Raw genomic sequence first — 19,821 nt, 5'->3', positions numbered from 1 at the left:
TCACTCATTGGCGCGCCTGATCCACCTTCATCGCAAAGCGGTATTGGTAATCATCGCCGGACAGGGTATAGCGGCGCAATGGTTGTGCGCCCCAGGAATTGTCCCCCCCCACACCCATCTGGGCATGGTCTATATGAAGGGAGACAAGCTGGCGCGGCACAATCGCATTCACATGTACATTGCCCCTTTGCGCCTGCACCACTTCGCTGGCATTGCCGTGCACAAAATCCTGCCACAGATTGTGTTGCGCAGAGAAGCCCAGCAGCGGACCACCCAGGACCCGCAGTCCGGCCCCCATGCCATTTTGCAGGCTTATCCAGCGGGTATCGGTCTTGTAGCCGTTCTCCTGTGGCCTTCCGTAGGGCACATACTGCTTGGCAACAGTACTCTGGTATATCCCGACATCCGCGGCAAGTTTTCGATCGGCATAGTTTTCCAGAGGGCCACGCCCGAACCAGCGCAGCCCGGAATAATCGACAGGCAAGGTGGTGTGCATACCGAGGCGCGGCCAGGGCGGCGTGCCCGGGTTGCGCCACACCCGGTTATCAACCTCCAGCGTACCATCACCATGCAGCCTGTATTGCGCCCGCCAGTCACCCAGGTGACGTCCGTCCTTATCGCTGAAGCGGTAATGGGCTTGCACAGCGCCTGCAGGCGTCCCGGCACGGTATTCCAGAGCGACCAGCTCCGTCGCCGGGTTGCGCCATGCCGCAGCCCACGCAGGCATGCCATTGCCACGGTCGTTGTCGGTAGGCGCGCGCCAGAACTCCGGCTTCAACGGGCTAAGCAGCAGAGGACTGCCCGCTTGGCCGAACTGTTCCAGTAGGCCACTGGCACGACTGAAGACAGCCTCAACCTCGCCTGCTCGTAGCGTGATCGCGTGCGCTGACTCTGACACTCTGGCCTCGATAGAATCCTGCCGCGTACCGGTATCGACAATTGTTCCGGGCAGCGCAAACTGGCTACGCGCCAGCTCGTGCCCACCGGCCAACAGAACTGTGCCGTGGCGTTCTGTCGCCCACAGGTTGAGATGGTACTCCTGGCCCCGCTCCCGCCTGGGGAGCCGCAACTCCAGCAAGCGGCTGTCGCCTGCGCGGATGATTTCGCCTTCCGGCAAGGTGCCCCCGGCCACTCGCTCGCCATTGCGCAGCAAAGCCCAGTGCAGGTCCAGCCCGCTGGTATCGAGGAAATCGAACTCATTGTGCAGTATTAGCAGCCCGCGGTTCAGGTCCACTGGCTCCCAGCGCAGAGGCTGGTAGGCCCGCTTGACCTCCCAGTAGGCCGGCTGCGGACTGCGGTCAGAAAACAGCAGGCCATTCATATTGAAATTACCGTCGCTGGGGACATCCTCTGGCCCGTAATCGCCGCCATAGGTCCAGTAATCACGGCCCTCAGGGTCACGCTCGAGCAGCCCCTGGTCGACCCAGTCCCAGATGAATCCCCCGGACAGGTTGTCGTGCTCCCGTATCACCTGCCAGTATTCGGCCAGGTTACCCGCGCTATTACCCATGGCGTGGGCATATTCGATGAGCAGGAAAGGGCGGTCGCCGTGCTCCTGGGCGTATTTTTCCAGCTCCCAGTAGCGCCAGTACATGCTTGAGTGGAAGTCCGAGTGGCGCTCGCCCACGTCCTCAGGCTTCCCTTCTGTCTCGTATTGGACCGGACGACTGGAATCCGCCTGCTTCAGCCAGTGATAACCGGCACCGATATTGTCGCCATCGCCCGCTTCATTACCGAGGGACCAGATCACCACAGAGGTGAAGTTCTTGTCACGCTCATACATGCGCTGCACACGATCGAGGTGGTGTGGACGCCATTCCGGCCTGCCCGCCAGGGTCTTATCTGGCTCGTACCCAAAACCGTGGGTTTCTACATTGGCCTCATCCACGACATAGAGGCCATATTCGTCAGTCAACTCATAAAAACGTTCCGGAAACGGGTAGTGGGAGGTTCGCACCGCATTCATATTGGCGGCTTTCATCATGCGAATATCCTCGCGCATGGTCTCCTCACTGATGACATGACCGGTGACGTGATGGTGCTCATGCAGGTTCACGCCCTTGAGCTTCACGGGCTGACCATTGATACGGAACACACCATTGCGGATTTCGATATTGCGGAACCCGAGCCTGTGCCGAAAGGCCTCCAGTTCGCTCCCCTCCTGGTCTTTCAGGGAAACCAGGAGGGTATAGAGCTCAGGCGTCTCTGCGGTCCAGGGCCGTATTTGGGGCACCTCACTGGCTGGCAGCGCCACTCGCGGAGTGCCAGCTCCGCCCGCGGCTTGCCGGCGCAGTATTTCCGTCTCGCCATCGAGCAGGCGCACATCCAGCGTTACAGGGACTTGTGTGTCGCCGGCCAGTTCAACTTCGAGCCCCAACAGCCCGGTCCGACTGTCCCCGGACAGATCCGTACTCAGTGCAAAGTCACGGATATGGGTCGCCGGTCGCGCACTCAAATGGACGTCGCGGGTAATCCCCGACAGTGACCAGAAGTCCTGGTCTTCCAGATAGGAGCCGCTGCTCCAGCGAAACACCTGTATGGCGACCGTATTTCGGCCCGGTTTCAGCCAGCGGGTGACATCGATTTCTGAGGGTGTTTTTGAGCCTTCACTATAGGCGGCGTACTCACCATTGACCCACACATAATAGGCGGATGACGCTGCGCCGATATGCAGGAAAATATTGTGCCCTTGCCATTGTTCCGGCAGCTCAAAACTACGTCGGTAACTGCCCACGGGGTTGTCCGCCGTGGGCACATACGGCAGGTCTACGGCAAACGGGTAGGGGATATTGACATAGATCGGATAGCCATAGCCGTGTCGTTCCCAGTTGGATGGCACAGGGATGCTGTCCCAGCCGGAGTCATCAAATTGTGCTTGCTCGAAACCCGCAGGGCGCTGCATGGGCGAGGCGCTGTACCGAAACCGCCACTGCCCGTTCAACGAAAGCTTGCGGGGATTCTCCCCCTGCGCCAGCGCCAGCCCTGCATCCGGATAAACCTCGAAGTGGGCCCGGGGTGGCATGACGCCTTCGCGGATCACCTCCAGGTTATTCCAGTGTGGCTGGGTCGATGCCTGCCCCGGCAGCTGTTCACCGGTGCAGGCTACAAGTATCAGCGGGAGCAGGATTTGGCTCAGGCGTCGCATGGGAAGTTCTCGCTCTCCAGTAACTTTTATCTTTCCGGTGAATATCAGGTGAAAAAAGGCCGGCACAATTGTGCCGGCCAAAAATGACGTGGTGAGGGCCGCTTCGCGAGGGCTGGCGACCTTCCACGCGATGATGGAGCTATATCATCTATTGAAAGCTGAAGTCTTTCTGGAAAGACAGCACAACCTCCCGCGGGCGGTTGTAACTGGGCATGTTCACGTAGCGGCCCACATCGGACCAGGTGCCGTTGTTGCCAAACCGCCAGTCATAGCCACTATCAATCCAGCCCGCATTGCGGTCGTCCCAGAGGTTCCTGACGCTAAGCGACACAGTCCAGCTGCTTTCCTTCCACAAACCGGCACTCAGGGAGGCCTCCTGGCGATCCTTGATCAATGGCCTTCCCCACTGGGCGTTCCACCAATCGTGGTTCATGGCCTCCGTCCAGCTGTGGTCGTAACGGATCCAGCCGCCAATATCACCAAACAGGTCTGACTTGTTGTATTCCGCACCCAGCCACCACTTGCTCGGTGGTGCCAGCGCCAGGCCCTGCCCCTTTGATGCAATGAGCCAGTCCTGCGACGGGTCCAGATCGGGTGCCGCATCACTCAGCATGAAATCGTCGAGAATCTCGGAACTGCTGCGGGCATAGGAGCCCTCCAGCTTGAAATGCTCGGTAACCTGGTAGGTCATGGTGGCTTCGAGGCCCTTCGCTTCCGCATCACCGGCATTTACATGGCCGCTGACATCCCAGAAGTAGGGGTCGCCGATATTGCGCTGCATATCCTCCCACTTCATGAGATAGGCGGAGAGGTTGAACTGGAGTGAATTATCCAGCCACTGGCTCTTCAGGCCGATTTCATGGTTCAGCAGCTTGTCCGGGCCATAATTTTCCGGCAGCACACTCTCGCGACGGATCTGGGAGTTGGAGCCGCCCAGGCGGAAGCCTTCGCTATAGGTCGCATAGACCATGCGCGAATCGTCGATATGGTAGTTGAGGCTCAGCTTGTAGACGGTATCGCTGTCGACGCCCTGGAAAATATCCAGCGGCAGGTAATAACCCCGAGGCCAGAATTTTTGCTCGGTGCGGTCGCGATCATATTCGAACCAGCGCACACCGACGCCCGCGACCAGCTTTTCCGTCAGGTCATAGCTCATTTCACCGAACACGGCAGTCTGGGTCGTCTTGGCGTTGTAGACCTCACCGTAGTAGTCATTGGTTTCCGGCACGTCATACCAGTAATTGACGTATTGCCAGGAGGGGGTGGAGGTGTAATCGTCCACGCGCCAGTACCAGTCCCAGAAATCATCGGTTTCCTCGTAGAAGGCGCCGGCCATCCACTGCAGGCGGCCATCGCCGATGGAGGCGAGGCGAATCTCCTGGGAAACGCGCTTGCCGGTCTGGTCGTTTACGCGTTGCTCATCGTGGAAGGCGGTGTCGTACCAGGTGCTGTAATAGCCGAATTCCCCATCCTGCACACGGCGGGCGCGGATCTGCGCATCAATATTGTTGTCGAATTCATAGTACACCTCGCGGTCCAGGAAAGAGCTGGTCATGGTCAGCTCGGCAAAGCCAAGGTCGCCTTTCAGGGTCACACCTGCCGCCCACCAGTCATCCGTGCGTTCGTCCTTGAAGAAGCGCACGATTTCCAGGTCACCCTCAGCCGGGTCAGATTTCCAGTCACCGGTCGAGCGCTGGGACTGCTGCATGATCATCAGCTCTGCATCCCAGGACTCATTGATGCTCCAGAGCGCACTGATACGCGCACCGCTCTGATACCAGTCATTGAAGTCCTCTTCGACGACATCGGTATTGCGCGTATCCGTGAAGATGTTGGAGCCTTCGACATTGTCGATATAGCCCGCCGACTTGGTGTCGTAGGCCACCATTCGCACACTCAGGGTGTCCGCCACCAGCGGCAGGTTAAACCAGCCCTCAACCGTGTGCCCGGTCTCTCCGTGCTTGACACTGCTCGCGTCCGCCTTGATGGAGCCGTAAGTACCACTGTGGTCGGGCTTGTTGGTAATGATACGCAGTGCACCCGACTGGGAGCTGGACCCAAACAGGGTTCCCTGGGGGCCCGGCAGCGCTTCAACGCGCTGGATGTCCACCATGCGCGGGTCTACCTGCTGGGTGGGCGATGTCATGGGGATCTCATCGAGATACACCGCGGCGGAAGAGTCGGTTCGCCACTCACCCGTGCCGGTACTGATTCCGCGGAACACGACTTCGTTGCGTCCCGGGGTTTCGGCCACCGTCGACATGCTGGGGATTGCCTTTAGGTAATCCTGCATGTTGTCGAAGCCCATCTTTTCTATTTGATCAGTGGTAAATGCCTGGATGCTCTGCGGCAGGTCCTGCATATCCATTTCGCGCTTGGTGGCGGTAACCGTAATTTCTTCAAGTGCGTTGTTGCTCTCTTGCTCATCGCTCGCAATTTCTTCCTGCGCGAGCGCTGCCATTGAGGTCAGCGAAGACGCCATGGCAAGGCTGATGGCCGCGGCCAGAGGCCTGCGTGCGGCGGGAACTGCCCGGAGTTTCATATCCTGTCTCCTCGGGTGCATTATTGTTTTTGGGCGCCCACGGTCATGACTGCTGCCCCCGTGATTCGCTCATTTATCATATAATTCAGCCATTGGAATTACCCATGACAAAAATTGCACCCGCGGTGAGCAAATCTCACCTGTCATGGACGCTGAATCTGGGATAGTAAGGGGCAGGCTACTGCTCGCAGGTAAGGAAGATATGGAATTTGATGCTCCGTTCAGGGTTCTGGAGCAGCGTGAAGTTAACGCGCTGCATGAAAGCATCAGCGCAGCCACGCAGTCTGAATGGGATGCCAACCGACTGCGACAGTCGACTTTCGATGTGCATTACCAGACCCAATCACTGGTCATGCTTTTCATCAGCTGCAATCAATGGCCGGAAGCCGAAATATACCGCGAGGATGGCTGGGACCGGTTGAGTCAAGCGGCTCTGCCGCTCATGCGTGAAGTGATCGAGCGGCACTATAGCCCGGGCGGTATCGTACTGCGTGCAATGGCAGCGAAGCTGGCCCCCGGTGGAATCATCAAACCCCATATTGATGCACACCCCTCGTTCCGCCATGCCCACCGGATCCATATCCCGATCACCTCCAATTCGCGTGTACGGTTCAATATTGGCGGCCAGCCCCATCGTTTCGAGGTGGGCAAGATCTATGAACTGAACAACCAGCTACAGCACAGCGTCATGAACCGCGGCAATGAGGACCGGATCACATTTATCTTCGACTACCTCCCGCCCGAGCGACGCAACGAAGTCCGCGCGACTGGCCTCACCGAGCTCTGGTAAATACCTCTGTCCGGGTTCCGACCTGCAAGAGACCGATTTTTTTCAACTGAACCCCAGTAAATCTCATTTGAAACGGTAGCCGTGACCTATCGATACTCTTAGCCGCCAGGGTTAGCAGTGCCAGTCGGGTTCTGAGCTGTTGCCCATCATTGTCGGAAGTTTCCTGGCCAAAAATAAATCTAACAGGAAAAAGCGATGAAAAATTTTCTCCGCACGGGGAGCCTTCTGGCGACCCTGTTATTCATGGTTGTGGCCACGCCCGCATCCGCCATTACCGTTTCTCCGGACGACAGCGCGATCCGCTATACCGGTCGCTGGAACTTCGATAACCCACTCGAACCCTGGATCGGCTGGCAGGGCTCAACCATCGAAATCCAGTTCAAGGGCACCAGCATCAGCGCGGACCTGCACCCGGGCAATAGCCACGAATATTTCCGCGTGATACTTAACGGCGTACCCTCCGAGCAGCTCATCCGGCTGGAGTCTGAGCGCGCCACAGTGACACTGGCTTCCGGCCTGCCTGCCAACCAGTCCCACCACCTGGTTCTGATGAAAGAAACATTCTACGGCTCCAACAGCGTGTTTTACGGCTTCGACATCGCCGACGGCGTTGTGCAGAACCTGCCCCCAAGGCCGGCACTGCGCATCGAATATTTTGGCGATTCGAACATGGACGGCACCTCGCTTTACAGTGAAAAAGACCAGCAGGGCAGCGATCCGCTATCGTCAGAATCGGGTACTTACTATGCCTACCCCGCCACAGTAACGCGTATGCTCGGGGCCGAGATGCACCTCGAAGCTGCCGGAGGTGCAACACTCGCCGGTGCGGGCGACAACACCGTGAAGAATTTTATCTATTCACCAGACTGGTATAACCAGGACTCCAGCTACCGCAGCGGATTCAACCCGCATGTGATTGTGGTCAATGCCGGGGCAAATGACATCAGCGCAATCAAGGGCAAACGGCAAAAAAATAAGGTGATAGACCGCTTCAGGCTGGTGGTCAGCGAACTGCGCAATGTCTATGGCGATACCCCGCATATCGTGCTGTACAACGCCTATGGCTGGGACCTGGGCGAGCCGGCCAATTATTCCCATGAGCTGGTCAACGAAATCGGCGGTAACCTTTCCGTGTTCCTGTACCCGTGGATATGGGAGCAATGGCATGGCTCGATGGTGGAACATGCCGGCCAGGCACGCCTGCTGGCAGAGCATATCGCCGGCCTTGGCCTGGGTTTTTCCATCGTGCAACCGGCAGAAATTTTCGATGGCTTCGGGCGCAATTTCAACGTCGCCAACGGAAGCTTTGAATACGCTGCCAGGACCGGCTTCGAAGCGTTTGGCTGGCGCTATGTAGACGATGGTGTCGAGCGCATATACGACCCGGCCGGCGCCGCCGACGGCAATTACTATATTCGCCTGCCGGTGGGGGATCGCGTTCACCAGGGCACTGACGCTACCGGCGATTTCCAACCCGGCGCTACCAGTGGCGGACAGGCCTATGTGGTGCGCGCCATGATTCGCGGCACCGGCACCGAGCCGACAGCCCAGATCATCGCCGACTTCGAGGAGCAGGCGCTGTATGGCCGTGGTAATGCACAGACGCAAAGCTTTTCTGTTGACGGTACCTGGCGCGAGTACGTGGCCACATTTACTGCTCCGGATGGCACCTGGAAAACCTATATCACCCTGAAATCCGCGGGCGGCACCGTGGAGTTCGACGATGTCCGTATGAGCGAATACTGATCGACCCGGGCACCCCACATTCATTTATCATACAAATGTGATAATGTGGGCTGCCCAACCAGATTTTGCCAGAAGGAAGCAACATGAGTGTCGACTGTGATCGGGTATTCGCCTCGGGGCGGCTTGCCGGTATTACCCGTTACCCGGATCTTGAGGGCCGCCACGTATTTATTACCGGTGGTGGCTCCGGTATCGGCGCCTACTTTACAGCAGCCTTTGCGCTGCAAGGTGCTCGGGTATCGTTCCTGTCGACCAGGCCGGAGCCCGCACAGCTGCTTTGCGATGATGTAGAGGAGCACACCGGTATCCGGCCGCGCTTCTACCGCTGCGATATCCGCAACCTGACCCAACTGCGCGACGCACTTGACCAGGCCGTTGCAGATGCCGGGCCGATTCATGTGCTTCTCAATAATGCAGCGCGGGACACCCGCCACAACCTTGAAAGCCTCAGCCCGGAGGCTTTCGATGACGCCATCAACACCAACCTGCGCCCCCAGTTTTTTGCCATACAGGCAGTCGCACCGGACATGGCGGCGGCGGGCGGCGGTGCGGTTATCAACGTAGGGTCCAATTCGGCCAACCTCGCGCTTTCCGGCTACCCGGCCTACGTCACATCCAAGTCTGCCATCATCGGCATGACCCGCAGCCTGGCCCGCGAGCTGGGGCCAGACAATATCCGGGTCAATGCGCTGGTGCCCGGTTGGGTCATGACAGAGCGTCAGCAGCGGCTTTGGGTCACAGAAGAAGCACTGCAGGAGTGCATCGATGAGCAGAATCTCAAGTTCGCGATCCAGGGCGAGGATGTGGCCGAGTCAGCGCTGTTCCTCGCATCACAGGCCTCGCGCGCTATCAGCGGCCAGTCGCTGATCATCGACGGGGGCCGGGTGTGAGCGCCTTGCAGGCATCACTGCGCGCAACACTGCCCGTAGAAAATGAGCTCGGTGAATGCGTACTCTGGGACGACCGGGTCAGGCAGGCGCTATGGACGGATATCCTTGGCCGCCGCCTGTACCGCTATGACCCGGCCAGCGGCACTTTAAGCCACCATGACCTGGATCGTCGTCTGGCTTCGTTTGCGCTGACCTCACGTCCGGGTGTACTGGTGGCGGCTTTTGACAATGGTATCAGCCTGTACGCGCCCGGCAGTGGGAATCAGGAGAGCCTGTTTCCCCTTCCGGACACCCGCGAATTGCGCCTCAATGACGGGCGGGTCGATCACAGTGGGCATTTCTGGGTTGGCTCAATGATCGAGAATGCCGGAAACCGCAGCGACAGGCCCGAGGGCCACGGCAGCCTGTACCGGCTCGATCAATCCGGAGAGGTTTCAGTAAAGCGAAACGGTATCCGTATCAGTAACAGCCTGTGCTGGTCACCCGATGGCCTGACCGCCTACTTCGCCGATTCCCCCGAAGAAACCATCTGGGCTTTCGATGTCGACCCGCATAGTGGTAACTGGAGTAACCAGCGGGTGTTCGCCCGGACGCCCCCGGGCGTCCATCCTGACGGCTCCACTGTCGACGCAGAGGGATGCGTCTGGAACGCCCAGTGGGGCAGTGGCCGGGTTGTCCGGTACAGCCCGACCGGCGAAAAGCTGGGGCACATCGAACTGCCCGCGAGCCAGCTGACCTGTGTCGCTTTTGGCGGTAATGACCTCCGTACCCTGTTCGTGACCTCCGCCCGCTGTGACCTGTCACCGGAGCAGTACGCCGCCCAGCCCGAAGCCGGCAGCCTGTTTGTGCTGGACACCAATTGCCGCGGCCTGCCGGAGAATCGCTACCTTCTCGGTGGTGACTGATTCGCGGATCCCGCGTTGACAGCTTCTGCCACACTCCGACACACTGCATTCGAAAACAAAAATAATTTCGCTGCCGATATGCGCTGGCTTCCTGCCGTGTACCGTGCAGGCGATAAGCGTTTTGAGGGATCCCGTCAATGTCCGCTACCCAAACCGGCAGCCTGGTCGAGGCCATCAAGCAGGCCTACCTGCTGCTGAACCAGCAGCGCCCTGACCTGGCGCGCGCGCAGGCTACTGAAATCCTCGACAGCGTTCCCGGCGAGGTGAATGCGCAGCTGGTGATTGCCATCTGTCAGCGCCTGCAGGGCGATGTGAGCGGTGCGCATAGTGCGCTGACACAACTCCTTGAGCACGCAAAGGACTTCGCCTCGGCGTGGCACGAACTCGGCTTGTGTGAGGCTCGCCTTGGAGATCACGGCGCGGCGATTAAAGCACTAGAGCGCGCGGTGGCGCTGCAGCCCGGACTTTCCGAGAGCTGGCTGGCGCTCGCTGAATACTACACGGCTCGCGAGCAACACGACCGCGCGGCCAATGCCCGCACCCAGCACCTGCGCCAGTCTGTTGCCGGTGGCGATCTCGCCAGCGCCTTTGCCTTGTTTGAAAAAGGCCGTATTGCCCAGGCCGAAGCTGCATGCCGTGACTACCTCTATCAACACCCCACCGACGTCAATGCCATTCGCCTACTGGCGGAAATCGGCTCCAGGGCTGGCGCGCTGGCGGATGTGGAAAACCTGCTGGCGCGCTGCCTGGAGCTGGCACCGGACTTCGACTTCGCCCGCCTGCAATACGCCGGCATCCTCAACCGCCGCGAAAAGGGTGAGGCGGCTCTCGCCGAGGTGGAGAAACTCGAGCAGGCACCGCGCCCGATTCCGGCGGTACAGGTGCTGAAGGCGGCGGTACTGGCCAAGCTCGGCCGCTACCCGGAGGCGATCGAGGTATACGATCACATGCTGACCGAGCAGCCGCGGCAGCCGGCCCTGCTGGTCAGCCGAGGTCATGCGCAGAAGACCATCGGTGAGCAGGAGGCCGCTATCGGCTCCTACCGCGCCGCCATCGATTGCGAGCCACAAAACGGTGAAGCCTGGTGGAGCCTCGCAAACCTCAAGACCTACCGCTTCGGCACTGACGAGCTCGCGCAGATGCGCACACAGCTGCAAGAGGCCGACCTTACGGAAGAGCAGCGCGTGCAGTTACTGTTTGCGCTCGCCAAGGGCGAGGAAGACGCCGGCGATTACGCGCAGTCTTTTGCCCACTACGAACAAGGTAATGCGCTCAAGGCGGTTCAGGAGGGTTACAGTGCGGAGGAAACCAGCCGTTACACCGACCGACTGATCCAGACCTGCACCGCAGAGCTCTTTGCCGCGCAGGGCGAGGGCGGTTGCGAAGACCCGGCGCCGGTCTTTATCGTCGGTCTGCCGCGCGCGGGCTCGACCCTGCTGGAACAGATCCTCGCGTCCCACTCGCAGGTGGACGGCACCAAGGAACTGCCTGATATCCTCGCGCTGGTGCGGCGCCTGTCGGGGCAACGCAAGCGCGATGACGAATCCCGCTATCCGGCAGTGCTCGCCGACCTCAATGCAGAGGAGCGCATCGCGCTGGGCGAGGAGTACCTGGCGCGCACCCGGGTACAGCGCGGCAACGCCCCTCACTTTATCGACAAGATGCCGAATAATTTTGCCCATATCGGGTTGATCAAACTGATCCTGCCCAATGCAAAAATCATCGACGCGCGGCGCCACCCCATGGCCTGCTGTTTCAGTGGCTTCAAGCAGCTGTTCGCCGTTGGCCAGTCGTTTACTTACGGTCTCGAAAATATTGGCCGCTATTACCGCGATTACCTGCGCCTGATGGATCACTGGCACGCGGCGCTGCCCGGTAAGGTACTCACAGTGCAGTATGAAGAAGTGGTAGCGGACCTGGAGCCGCAGGTGCGCCGCATCCTGGATTTCTGCGGGCTGCCATTTGAGCCAGCTTGCCTGGACTTTCACAAGACCCGGCGCTCGGTACGCACGGCGAGCTCCGAGCAGGTGCGCCGGCCAATCAATCGCGACGGCCTCGCTGCATGGGAACCCTACTCCCCCTACCTGGACGACCTGCGCGCTGCGCTCGGGGAAACCCTCCAGCGTTTCTCCTGAAGCGGGGAAGAAGGGCGGCACCTGAGATGAATAAAATTCACCAGCCGACAAAGAACCTTCGCTTGTCAGGGCCCCGTCTTGGCGTGATTCTGAGCTCTTGAGTAGTAGTTTTTCTCAATCCCGGAAGTATAAAAACACTAATAGGGGAATCAGCGATGACTCGAACGAAGAATTACCGGGCCGGTACACCCGACCTGCTCCGCAAGCCGCTCGCCGGCTTTATCCGTCAACACACCCGCCAGTACCGCGCTCCGGCACTCGCACTGGGCTCCGTAATCGGGCTCAGCAGCATGGTGGCGCTGCCCGCCGTTGCCCAGGATGGTGCTGGCCGCTCACTGGAAGAAGTGACCGTAACTGCGCGCAAGCGCGATGAGAGCCTGCAGGATGTGCCGGTCAGCATCCAGGCACTGGGTGAGCAGCGCCTGGAGCAGCAGGGCGTCTCGGGCTTTGATGACTATGCGTTACTGCTGCCAAGCCTGTCGTACCAGAGCGCCGGCCCGGGCCTGTCACAGGTGTATATGCGCGGTGCCGCCGACGGTGGTGACGGCAATGCCTCCGGCTCGCAGCCAAGCGTGGCCATCTACCTGGACGAGCAGCCGGTAACAGCGATCGGTCGCAATCTCGACCTGCACATCTACGATATCGCCCGCGTGGAGGCACTGGCCGGCCCGCAGGGCACCCTCTACGGCGCTAGTGCCCAGTCCGGCACCCTGCGCATCATCACCAACAAGCCCGATACCGAAGCATTTTCCGCCGCCGTGGACGTCGAGGCCTCCACCACCCGCGATGGCGACCCGAGCCATGTGCTCGAGGGTTATGTGAACGCACCGATCAGCGAGCGCGCCGCAGTGCGCCTGGTGGCCTGGGACAAGAGCGAGGGCGGTTACATCGATAACATCCCGGGTACCCGCACCTACGGCCTCGCGAGCGAGAGCAGTTACTCGCCGGTGACGCAGGTGACCGAGGACAATGCGGGTCTGGTCGAGGAAAACTTTAACAAGCTGGACAATCGCGGTGCGCGGGCTGCCCTGAAGATCGACCTGAATGATCGCTGGACCGCGACCGCCAGCGTGCTGACCCAGCGCCAGGAGACCAGTGGTACCTGGTTCCACGATCCCGAGAACCCCAACGGTGAAGTGGGCGACCTGGAAGTGCAGCGCTACTTCCCGGACAGCAGCGACGACCAGTTTACCCAGTACGGTGTAAACGTGGAGGGCGACCTCGGCGCTGCCAGCCTGGTGTATTCCGGCTCCATGCTGGACCGCGATGTGGAGTACGCGTCCGACTACACCGCCTATGCGGATTATGCCAACTACGCCAACGCCTACTGGGTACCGGCCTACGCCTGTTACTACACCGGCGGCCAGGCGGTAGAGCAGCCCTGCTCGAGTCTGGCAATCTACTACAACGACGACAACCGCTACCAGCGCCAGACCCACGAACTGCGCCTGCAATCGCAGCTCGATGGCCCTCTGCAGTATGTCGTGGGTGCGTTCACCGAGAGCGCCTCGCACGACTATCGCCAGGAATGGGAAATGGATGGCATGGCACAGGGTGCCGGCTTCCAGACCATGGACGAACCCAACCTGTTCTACCTCACTGACCAGGAGCGCGAAGATGACCAGAGCGCTGTCTTCGGTGAGCTGAGCTATGACCTGAGCGAGGACCTGACCGTCGCTGTGGGTGCTCGTTTCTTCCGCGCCGAAAGTAAACTGTCAGGCATCTCCGGTTACGGCACGCAATCTCCCTATACACCGGATGCCATCGTCAACAGCCGCGTGGAAGACAGTGACAAGACCCTCAAGGCCAATGTCACTTACCAGGTTTCCGAAGACATCATGATCTACGCGACCTACTCGCAAGGCTATCGTCTTGGCGGCGTCAACCGGGCCAACAACGACCTGGTGCCGGTGCAGTACCGCCCGGACTTCCTCGACAATTACGAGTTCGGCTGGAAGACAACGCTGGCCGACGGGGCACTGCGTTTCAATGGTGCCATCTACCGGATGGACTGGGAGGATACGCAGTTCACCCGTTATGACTCGTCCTATGGCCTGCCGGTGGGCGTGACCCTGAACGTGGGCCAGTCTGAGATCCTGGGCATGGAGTCCGACATCACCTACGCGGTAACCGACAGCTGGCTCCTCAGCGGCGGCTTTGCCGTCAACAATGCGGAAGTGAACGAGGACTTCGTGGTAGGCAGCAACTCTGCGCCGAATGGCACATCATTGCCGAATGTACCCGAGCTCAAATACAACCTCAGTTCGCGTCACAACTTCAGCATTGCCGATCGCGATGCCTTCGCGCAACTGACCTACGCCTACGTGGGTGAGTCCTACAACGACCTCTACGTATTCAAGGGCGACAGCCCGGTGGATCGTCGCCAGACCCAGGACAGCTACACCAACGTCAACCTGCGCGCGGGTATCGATGAGGAGCAATGGGGACTGGATTTGTTCATCAACAACCTGACCGACGAGCGCCCGCAACTAACGCGCTTTACGGCTGGCTATGACTCCAGCATCACTACTTCGCGTCCACGTACGCTGGGTGTTTCTTTCCGCCGTCGCTTCTGAGTTGGGCGTGAGACCTGGGAGAAAGTTATGAACCTGGCCAACAAGTTGCCTGCCGGGCCATTGAACGGCAAGGCCGCACTGGTCACTGCAGGTGCCAGCGGTATCGGACGCTGTATTGCCGAGACGCTGCTGGCTGCCGGAGCGAGGGTCTTTGTGTGCGACGTGGACCGGGCAGCGGTTGTGGATTTTCTCGGTGAAAACGCCACAGCCTCCGGCGCCGTGGTCGATGTAGCTGACGCCGCGGCGGTTGAAGGTATGTACCGCCAGCTGGAGCGGGAATTCGGCCGCCTCGATCTGCTGGTCAACAATGCCGGTATCGCCGGTCCCACTGCGCTGGTGGAAGATATAGAGCCGGACGCCTGGGACCGCACTGTGGCGGTGGACCTGAACGGGCAGTTTTACTGCACAAAATATGCAGTGCCCATGATGAAGCGCACCGGCAGCGGCGCCATCATCAATATCTCGTCCAACGCCGGCCTGTTCGGTTTCCCATACCGCTCGCCCTACACCGCGTCGAAGTGGGCCCTGATCGGGCTCACCAAGACCTGGGCCATGGAATTGGGTCCGCACAATATCCGCGTCAATGCGCTCTGCCCCGGCAGTGTAAAGGGACCGCGTATTGACGGCGTGATCGAGCGCGAAGCCGTCGAGCGCGGCGTACCAACCGCAGCGGTACGCGACGTGTACGAACGCCAGAGCTCCATGCGTTTGTTCGTCTCCGCCGATGACATCGCGCAGATGGTGCTGTTTCTGGCATCGCCCGCGGGCGCGGCGGTTTCCGGGCAATCGATTGCCATTGATGGGCACACTGAATCCCTTTCCTGCGATATACGTACAAACAAAGAGGAAGCCAATGAAAGCTGTATGGTTTGAACAATTCGGAACCGCCCGTGACACCCTGGTGCTGGGCGATCAGCCGGTACCGGAACCCGGGGCTGGCGAGGTGCTGGTGCGCCTGAAGGCCACCGGCGTGAATCCATCCGATGTTAAAAAACGTGCGGGCTCTTTCCCCGACCTGCTCGACAACGGCCTGGTGATCCCGCACTCCGATGGTGCCGGTATCATTGAGGCGGTGGGTCCCGGCGGGGATACCAGCCGTATCGGCGAACGCGTATGGGTATACCAGGCGCAGTACGGCCGGCGCCTGGGTACGGCGGCGGAGTATGTGGCGCTGGATGAAAAGCTGGCAGTGCCGCTGCCGGAAAATACCTCTTTTGAAATCGGTGCCTGCCTCGGTATTCCGGTAATGACTGCGCACCGCTGCGTGTTTGCCGATGGCGATGTCAAAGGCTCGACCATCCTGATCACCGGCGGTGCCGGCCGCGTTGGGTTCTATGCAATCCAGTGGGCGAAGCAAGCCGGCGCGAAGGTGATCACCACCGCCAGCAACAGCACTGACCGCGATACCTGTCTCGCCCTCGGGGCGGATGCCGTTGTCAATCACCGCGACGAAAACTGGGCAGCTGCCATACTCGAGGCAAACGACGGCAAGCCCGTGGACCGCGTGGTGGAAGTGGAATTCGGCAAGAACCTGCCGCAGGTGCTCGACTGCCTGCGTATTGGCGGCACCATCGCCACCTACTCTTCCAGCCAGGACATGTCCCCGCAATTGCCGTTCTACCGCATGATGTTTATGGACATCACCGTGCGCATGGTGATCGTGTACGCCATGCCGGAGCAGGCCAAGCAGGACGCCATCCGCGATATCACCGCGGCACTGGAGCAGGGCAAGCTGCAGCATCGCGTCGCCGATGTGCTGCCGTTAGAGAAAATGGCAGAAGCCCACGAGATCATCGAGGGTGGCACCGTACGCGGTTGTGTCGTTGTTGCGGTGGAATGAGTCGCGGTAACAAGAAACTGCTGCATACGCTGATTCCCGCTCTGGCTCTGGGCCTGGTCACGCTACCGGGCCTCTGTGAGCCAGTTGCGGGGAAGGCCCCTCCGCAAGCGACGTTGACCGAGTCCCTCTGGACCGGTCTTTGGGAAAACAACCGCGAGGGGCAGCGTATCGCCAGCTACCGCGGCATCCGCTATGCAGTCCCTCCAACCGGTCCGCGCCGCTGGCGCGCACCGCAGCTGCTGGAGCCCGCAGCGGGGCAAATCGATGCGTCCCGATTCGGTGCAGCCTGCATGCAGACCAGTTACAACACCGACTGGTATGCCGATGTGATACGCAACTTCGGCGGCGATCCCGCCCTTGCCCCCACACCCGGTGCTGTCAGTGAGGACTGTCTGTTCCTGAACGTGTGGGCGCCTGAGGGCGCGCAAAACCTGCCCGTCATGGTGTTTATCCACGGCGGCAACAACCTCGGCGGATGGTCCCACGAGCCGAACTACCATGGCTCTGAACTGGCCGCTCATGATGTCGTGGTGGTATCCATCAATTACCGCCTCGGTGTGTTCGGGTTTTTCGCGCACCCGCAACTGCGTGGTGAAGACCCGGAGGGAGGCCCAGGCAACTACGGCCTGCTGGACCAGATCGCCGCGCTGCAGTGGGTGCAGCGCTATATTGCAGCGTTTGGCGGTAATCCCGAACAGGTTACGGTATTTGGTGAATCCGCCGGTGGCGCGGCCATCGGCTACCTGATGACGTCGCCACAGGCGCGCGACCTGTTCCGCTACGCGATCCGCCAGAGTGGTGCCTTCGATCTTTACCAGCACGGTGACCTCACTATTGAGGAAGCATACGGTGAAGAGTTCCAGCGCGACCTCGGTGCGGCCAGCATTTCCGAAATGCGTGCACTACCGGGGGCGCAGATACTGGCGCAGGCGCAGCAGACCTACCTGGGTAAAGAAGCCCCTGAAGAAAAGCGTGAGTTCTATCCGGTGCGCGATGGCCAGGTGCTGGCACATATCCCCCAGAAGGCCTATACAAAGCCCCTCAACGGCGAGGCACTAATGGTCGGTTTCAACCGGGACGAGAGCCTGATGTATGTGGACGAAACCGTATCCGATATCGACATCAGCAATTGGTGGCAGCAGTACTTCAGCGGCCCCCAGCCAAAGGACGGCGAGTTCGCCCCGGCACAGCCGGCCCGCCGACGCATGGCGGAATTGCAGGATGCGACCTGGCAGGACTGTAGCAGCGCGGAGGTCGCCCACCTTGCGCAGCGCTACAGCGACATGCCCGCCTATCTGTACCGTTTCGACCAGTTGCGTGGCACCATGGCAAATAATCCAATTGGGGTGTACCACGGTGCCGAGCTGCCCTATGTGTTCGACAGCCATGATGCGTGGCTACCCAATACCAGGGCCGATCGCGATATGACGCAACTGATACTGCGCTACTGGACAAATTTCGCCAAAACGGGGAACCCCAACGGCGAAGGTCTGCCGCACTGGCCACAGCTTTCCTCCGGTGGCAAAGCCATGCTTTTGAGCGCAGTGCCGCGAACCGGGAACTGGGACCCTGACGGCCTGTGCGAATGGCGCAGCATAACCTCCACAGTTAAATAAAAAACAATAAACAGAAAACGTAACAGCGATGAAAAAACACAGTGTTGATAAACCTGCATTTGCGTTCGCGGCAGGCATAATTTTTCTAGTGTGCATACCACTGGTGCTATCACCGGAAACCGGTGGCGCTGCACTGAAGGCGCTGCACCAGTGGATTACCCGGGAACTGGGCCAACTCTACATCCTCGCTGCCAATGCGGTACTGGTCTTTCTCGGCTGGCTCGCATTCGGTCGCTATGGAAAGGTCAAACTCGGCGATGCCAGCGACGTGCCCGACTACAGCAACTTCACCTGGGTCGGCATGCTGTTCTGTGCCGGTATTGGTGCCGGCCTGATGTACTGGGCGGCAATCGAGTGGGCCTATTACTACGAGCAACCGCCGATGGGCGCAGAGCCCGGCTCGGCCGCAGCCCTGCGCTGGGCTTCGTCCTACGGCATCTTCCACTGGGGGCCCAGTGCCTGGGCCTTTTACTGCCTGCCCGCGGTCGCCATTGCCTATCCCTACTATGTGAAAAAAGTCCCGCTACTGCGTTTCAGTACTGGCATGCATGCGTTCCTCGGTCACAAACCCGGCGGCATAGCTGCGCGTGGCATAGACCTGATGTTCATGCTGGCACTGCTTGGCGGGGCCGGCTCTTCCCTGGGCTTCTCCACACCAATGATCTCGGCCGGCATATCGCGGCTTACCGGTATCGAGCAGGGGTTCGGGCTGGACGCCGCAGTTGTGGTACTGAGCATCGCCATCTTCGTGGCCAGTGTATTTTTCGGGCTGGAACGCGGCTTCCGCAAGCTCAGTGGCCTGAGCGTGCGCCTGGCCATCGGCCTGCTGCTGTTTATCCTGATCGCCGGCCCCACAGCATTTCTCATCAAGTCCGGGATTAATGCACTCGGCAACGTAATGCAGAATTTTGTCGCCATGAGTACCTGGACCGAGCCCTTCGCCGACAGCGGCTTTGTCGAGGACTGGACCATGTTCTATTGGGCCTGGTGGATCGCATTTGCGCCGTTCGTCGGCCTGTTCGTGACACGGATATCCCGCGGCCGCACCCTGCGACAGGTCATCGTCGGCATGCTGGTGTTCGGAAGCCTCGGATGCTCACTGTTTTATATCGTGCTGGGCAACCTGTCGCTGTACCACTTCCTGCAGGGCAATGTGGATGTGGTTGCAATTCTGGGGCAGGGCGGTGGCAAGGACGTCATTGTTGCGGTTCTCGACCAGCTGCCACTGGCCGCGCTGGTGATCGCGCTTTTCTCGCTGGTCAGTATCCTGTTCTCCGCAACCACCTACGACTCCGCCGCCCTGGCACTGGCCGGCAGCGCCACACGCGAGCTGCCCATCGGCGAGAATCCGGCGCGCTGGCATCGCATTAGCTGGGCATTGATGCTGGGCGTTCTGCCCATCACCCTGCTATTTGTTGGCGGGCTTACCAGCCTGCAGACGGTATTGCTGGTGGTAGCGCTGCCCATCCTGGTGATCTGCGTGTTGATGGCAATCTCGCTGGTGCGCAGCCTGCAGGCCGGAACGACGGTGACAGATAATGCTGCCCCGGAGACGGTACAGATGTCCGCAGACAGCGATATGGGTCACACAGCGGTGGCCCGTACCAGCGCCTGAGCAGGCTCACATAAAACCTGC

12 protein-coding genes are annotated in these 19,821 nt (G+C 60.0%); 10 read left to right on the top strand and 2 right to left on the bottom strand.

Annotation, left to right across the window (positions count from 1 at the left end; all coding sequences use genetic code 11):
• Positions 1 to 4: 4 nt before the first annotated feature.
• Complete coding sequence (locus QSJ80_RS02325) at positions 5 to 3,145, bottom strand: glycoside hydrolase family 2 TIM barrel-domain containing protein (protein WP_285762652.1); 3,141 nt, start codon at positions 3,143 to 3,145, stop codon at positions 5 to 7.
• 148 nt (positions 3,146 to 3,293) lie between these two features.
• The gene (locus tag QSJ80_RS02320; RefSeq protein ID WP_285762651.1) at positions 3,294 to 5,687 is read right to left on the bottom strand and encodes a TonB-dependent receptor; all 2,394 of its coding nucleotides are present in this window, start codon (positions 5,685 to 5,687) and stop codon (positions 3,294 to 3,296) included.
• A 202-nt stretch (positions 5,688 to 5,889) separates the two neighbouring features.
• Between QSJ80_RS02320 and QSJ80_RS02315 the strand changes: the two genes are divergently transcribed.
• The 10 genes from QSJ80_RS02315 to QSJ80_RS02270 all read left to right on the top strand — a co-directional run bounded on the left by QSJ80_RS02315 (position 5,890) and on the right by QSJ80_RS02270 (position 19,800).
• On the top strand, positions 5,890 to 6,477 hold the full coding sequence (locus QSJ80_RS02315) for an aspartyl/asparaginyl beta-hydroxylase domain-containing protein (RefSeq protein ID WP_285762650.1): 588 nt from the start codon (positions 5,890 to 5,892) through the stop codon (positions 6,475 to 6,477).
• A gap of 195 nt (positions 6,478 to 6,672) precedes the next feature.
• Entirely contained in the window at positions 6,673 to 8,223 is a 1,551-nt protein-coding gene (locus tag QSJ80_RS02310; protein ID WP_285762649.1) for an SGNH/GDSL hydrolase family protein, read from the top strand.
• 83 nt (positions 8,224 to 8,306) lie between these two features.
• The gene (locus tag QSJ80_RS02305) at positions 8,307 to 9,113 is read left to right on the top strand and encodes an SDR family NAD(P)-dependent oxidoreductase (RefSeq protein ID WP_285762648.1); all 807 of its coding nucleotides are present in this window, start codon (positions 8,307 to 8,309) and stop codon (positions 9,111 to 9,113) included.
• Positions 9,110 to 10,018 (top strand): SMP-30/gluconolactonase/LRE family protein, encoded by a 909-nt coding sequence (locus QSJ80_RS02300; RefSeq protein ID WP_285762647.1) that lies wholly within the window; start codon positions 9,110 to 9,112, stop codon positions 10,016 to 10,018. The genes QSJ80_RS02305 and QSJ80_RS02300 overlap by 4 nt, the downstream gene beginning before the upstream one ends.
• Positions 10,019 to 10,155: 137 nt before the next feature.
• Positions 10,156 to 12,153 carry a tetratricopeptide repeat-containing sulfotransferase family protein gene (locus QSJ80_RS02295; RefSeq protein ID WP_285762646.1) on the top strand — a complete coding sequence of 666 codons (1,998 nt, stop codon included), beginning with the start codon at positions 10,156 to 10,158 and terminating at the stop codon, positions 12,151 to 12,153.
• Between the two features lie 155 nt (positions 12,154 to 12,308).
• A complete protein-coding gene (locus QSJ80_RS02290) occupies positions 12,309 to 14,729 on the top strand; it encodes a TonB-dependent receptor (RefSeq protein ID WP_285762645.1) in 2,421 nt (806 codons plus the stop codon).
• Positions 14,730 to 14,756: 27 nt separating this feature from the next.
• The gene (locus tag QSJ80_RS02285) at positions 14,757 to 15,602 is read left to right on the top strand and encodes an SDR family oxidoreductase (protein ID WP_285762644.1); all 846 of its coding nucleotides are present in this window, start codon (positions 14,757 to 14,759) and stop codon (positions 15,600 to 15,602) included.
• The gene (locus QSJ80_RS02280; protein ID WP_285762643.1) at positions 15,583 to 16,569 is read left to right on the top strand and encodes an NADPH:quinone reductase; all 987 of its coding nucleotides are present in this window, start codon (positions 15,583 to 15,585) and stop codon (positions 16,567 to 16,569) included. The genes QSJ80_RS02285 and QSJ80_RS02280 overlap by 20 nt, the downstream gene beginning before the upstream one ends.
• The gene (locus QSJ80_RS02275) at positions 16,566 to 18,185 is read left to right on the top strand and encodes a carboxylesterase/lipase family protein (protein ID WP_285762642.1); all 1,620 of its coding nucleotides are present in this window, start codon (positions 16,566 to 16,568) and stop codon (positions 18,183 to 18,185) included. The genes QSJ80_RS02280 and QSJ80_RS02275 overlap by 4 nt, the downstream gene beginning before the upstream one ends.
• A 28-nt stretch (positions 18,186 to 18,213) precedes the next feature.
• A complete protein-coding gene (locus tag QSJ80_RS02270; protein WP_285762641.1) occupies positions 18,214 to 19,800 on the top strand; it encodes a BCCT family transporter in 1,587 nt (528 codons plus the stop codon).
• Positions 19,801 to 19,821: the final 21 nt, after the last annotated feature.

The organism is Biformimicrobium ophioploci (assembly GCF_030270605.1).
GTDB lineage: Bacteria > Pseudomonadota > Gammaproteobacteria > Pseudomonadales > Cellvibrionaceae > Biformimicrobium > Biformimicrobium ophioploci.
The sequence above is the reverse complement of the archived record's forward strand: the minus strand, read 5'-3'. Positions and strand labels throughout refer to the sequence as shown.

Excerpts from the sequence above, each read along its gene's own strand:
- QSJ80_RS02305 (WP_285762648.1), top strand. The coding sequence starts at position 8,307 with ATGAGTGTCGACTGTGATCGGGTATTCGCCTCGGGGCGGCTTGCCGGT.
- QSJ80_RS02275 (WP_285762642.1), top strand. The coding sequence starts at position 16,566 with ATGAGTCGCGGTAACAAGAAACTGCTGCATACGCTGATTCCCGCTCTG.
- QSJ80_RS02295 (WP_285762646.1), top strand. The coding sequence starts at position 10,156 with ATGTCCGCTACCCAAACCGGCAGCCTGGTCGAGGCCATCAAGCAGGCC.
- QSJ80_RS02315 (WP_285762650.1), top strand. The coding sequence starts at position 5,890 with ATGGAATTTGATGCTCCGTTCAGGGTTCTGGAGCAGCGTGAAGTTAAC.
- QSJ80_RS02310 (WP_285762649.1), top strand. The coding sequence starts at position 6,673 with ATGAAAAATTTTCTCCGCACGGGGAGCCTTCTGGCGACCCTGTTATTC.
- QSJ80_RS02280 (WP_285762643.1), top strand. The coding sequence starts at position 15,583 with ATGAAAGCTGTATGGTTTGAACAATTCGGAACCGCCCGTGACACCCTG.
- QSJ80_RS02270 (WP_285762641.1), top strand. The coding sequence starts at position 18,214 with ATGAAAAAACACAGTGTTGATAAACCTGCATTTGCGTTCGCGGCAGGC.
- QSJ80_RS02290 (WP_285762645.1), top strand. The coding sequence starts at position 12,309 with ATGACTCGAACGAAGAATTACCGGGCCGGTACACCCGACCTGCTCCGC.
- QSJ80_RS02320 (WP_285762651.1), bottom strand. The coding sequence starts at position 5,687 with ATGAAACTCCGGGCAGTTCCCGCCGCACGCAGGCCTCTGGCCGCGGCC.
- QSJ80_RS02285 (WP_285762644.1), top strand. The coding sequence starts at position 14,757 with ATGAACCTGGCCAACAAGTTGCCTGCCGGGCCATTGAACGGCAAGGCC.
- QSJ80_RS02325 (WP_285762652.1), bottom strand. The coding sequence starts at position 3,145 with ATGCGACGCCTGAGCCAAATCCTGCTCCCGCTGATACTTGTAGCCTGC.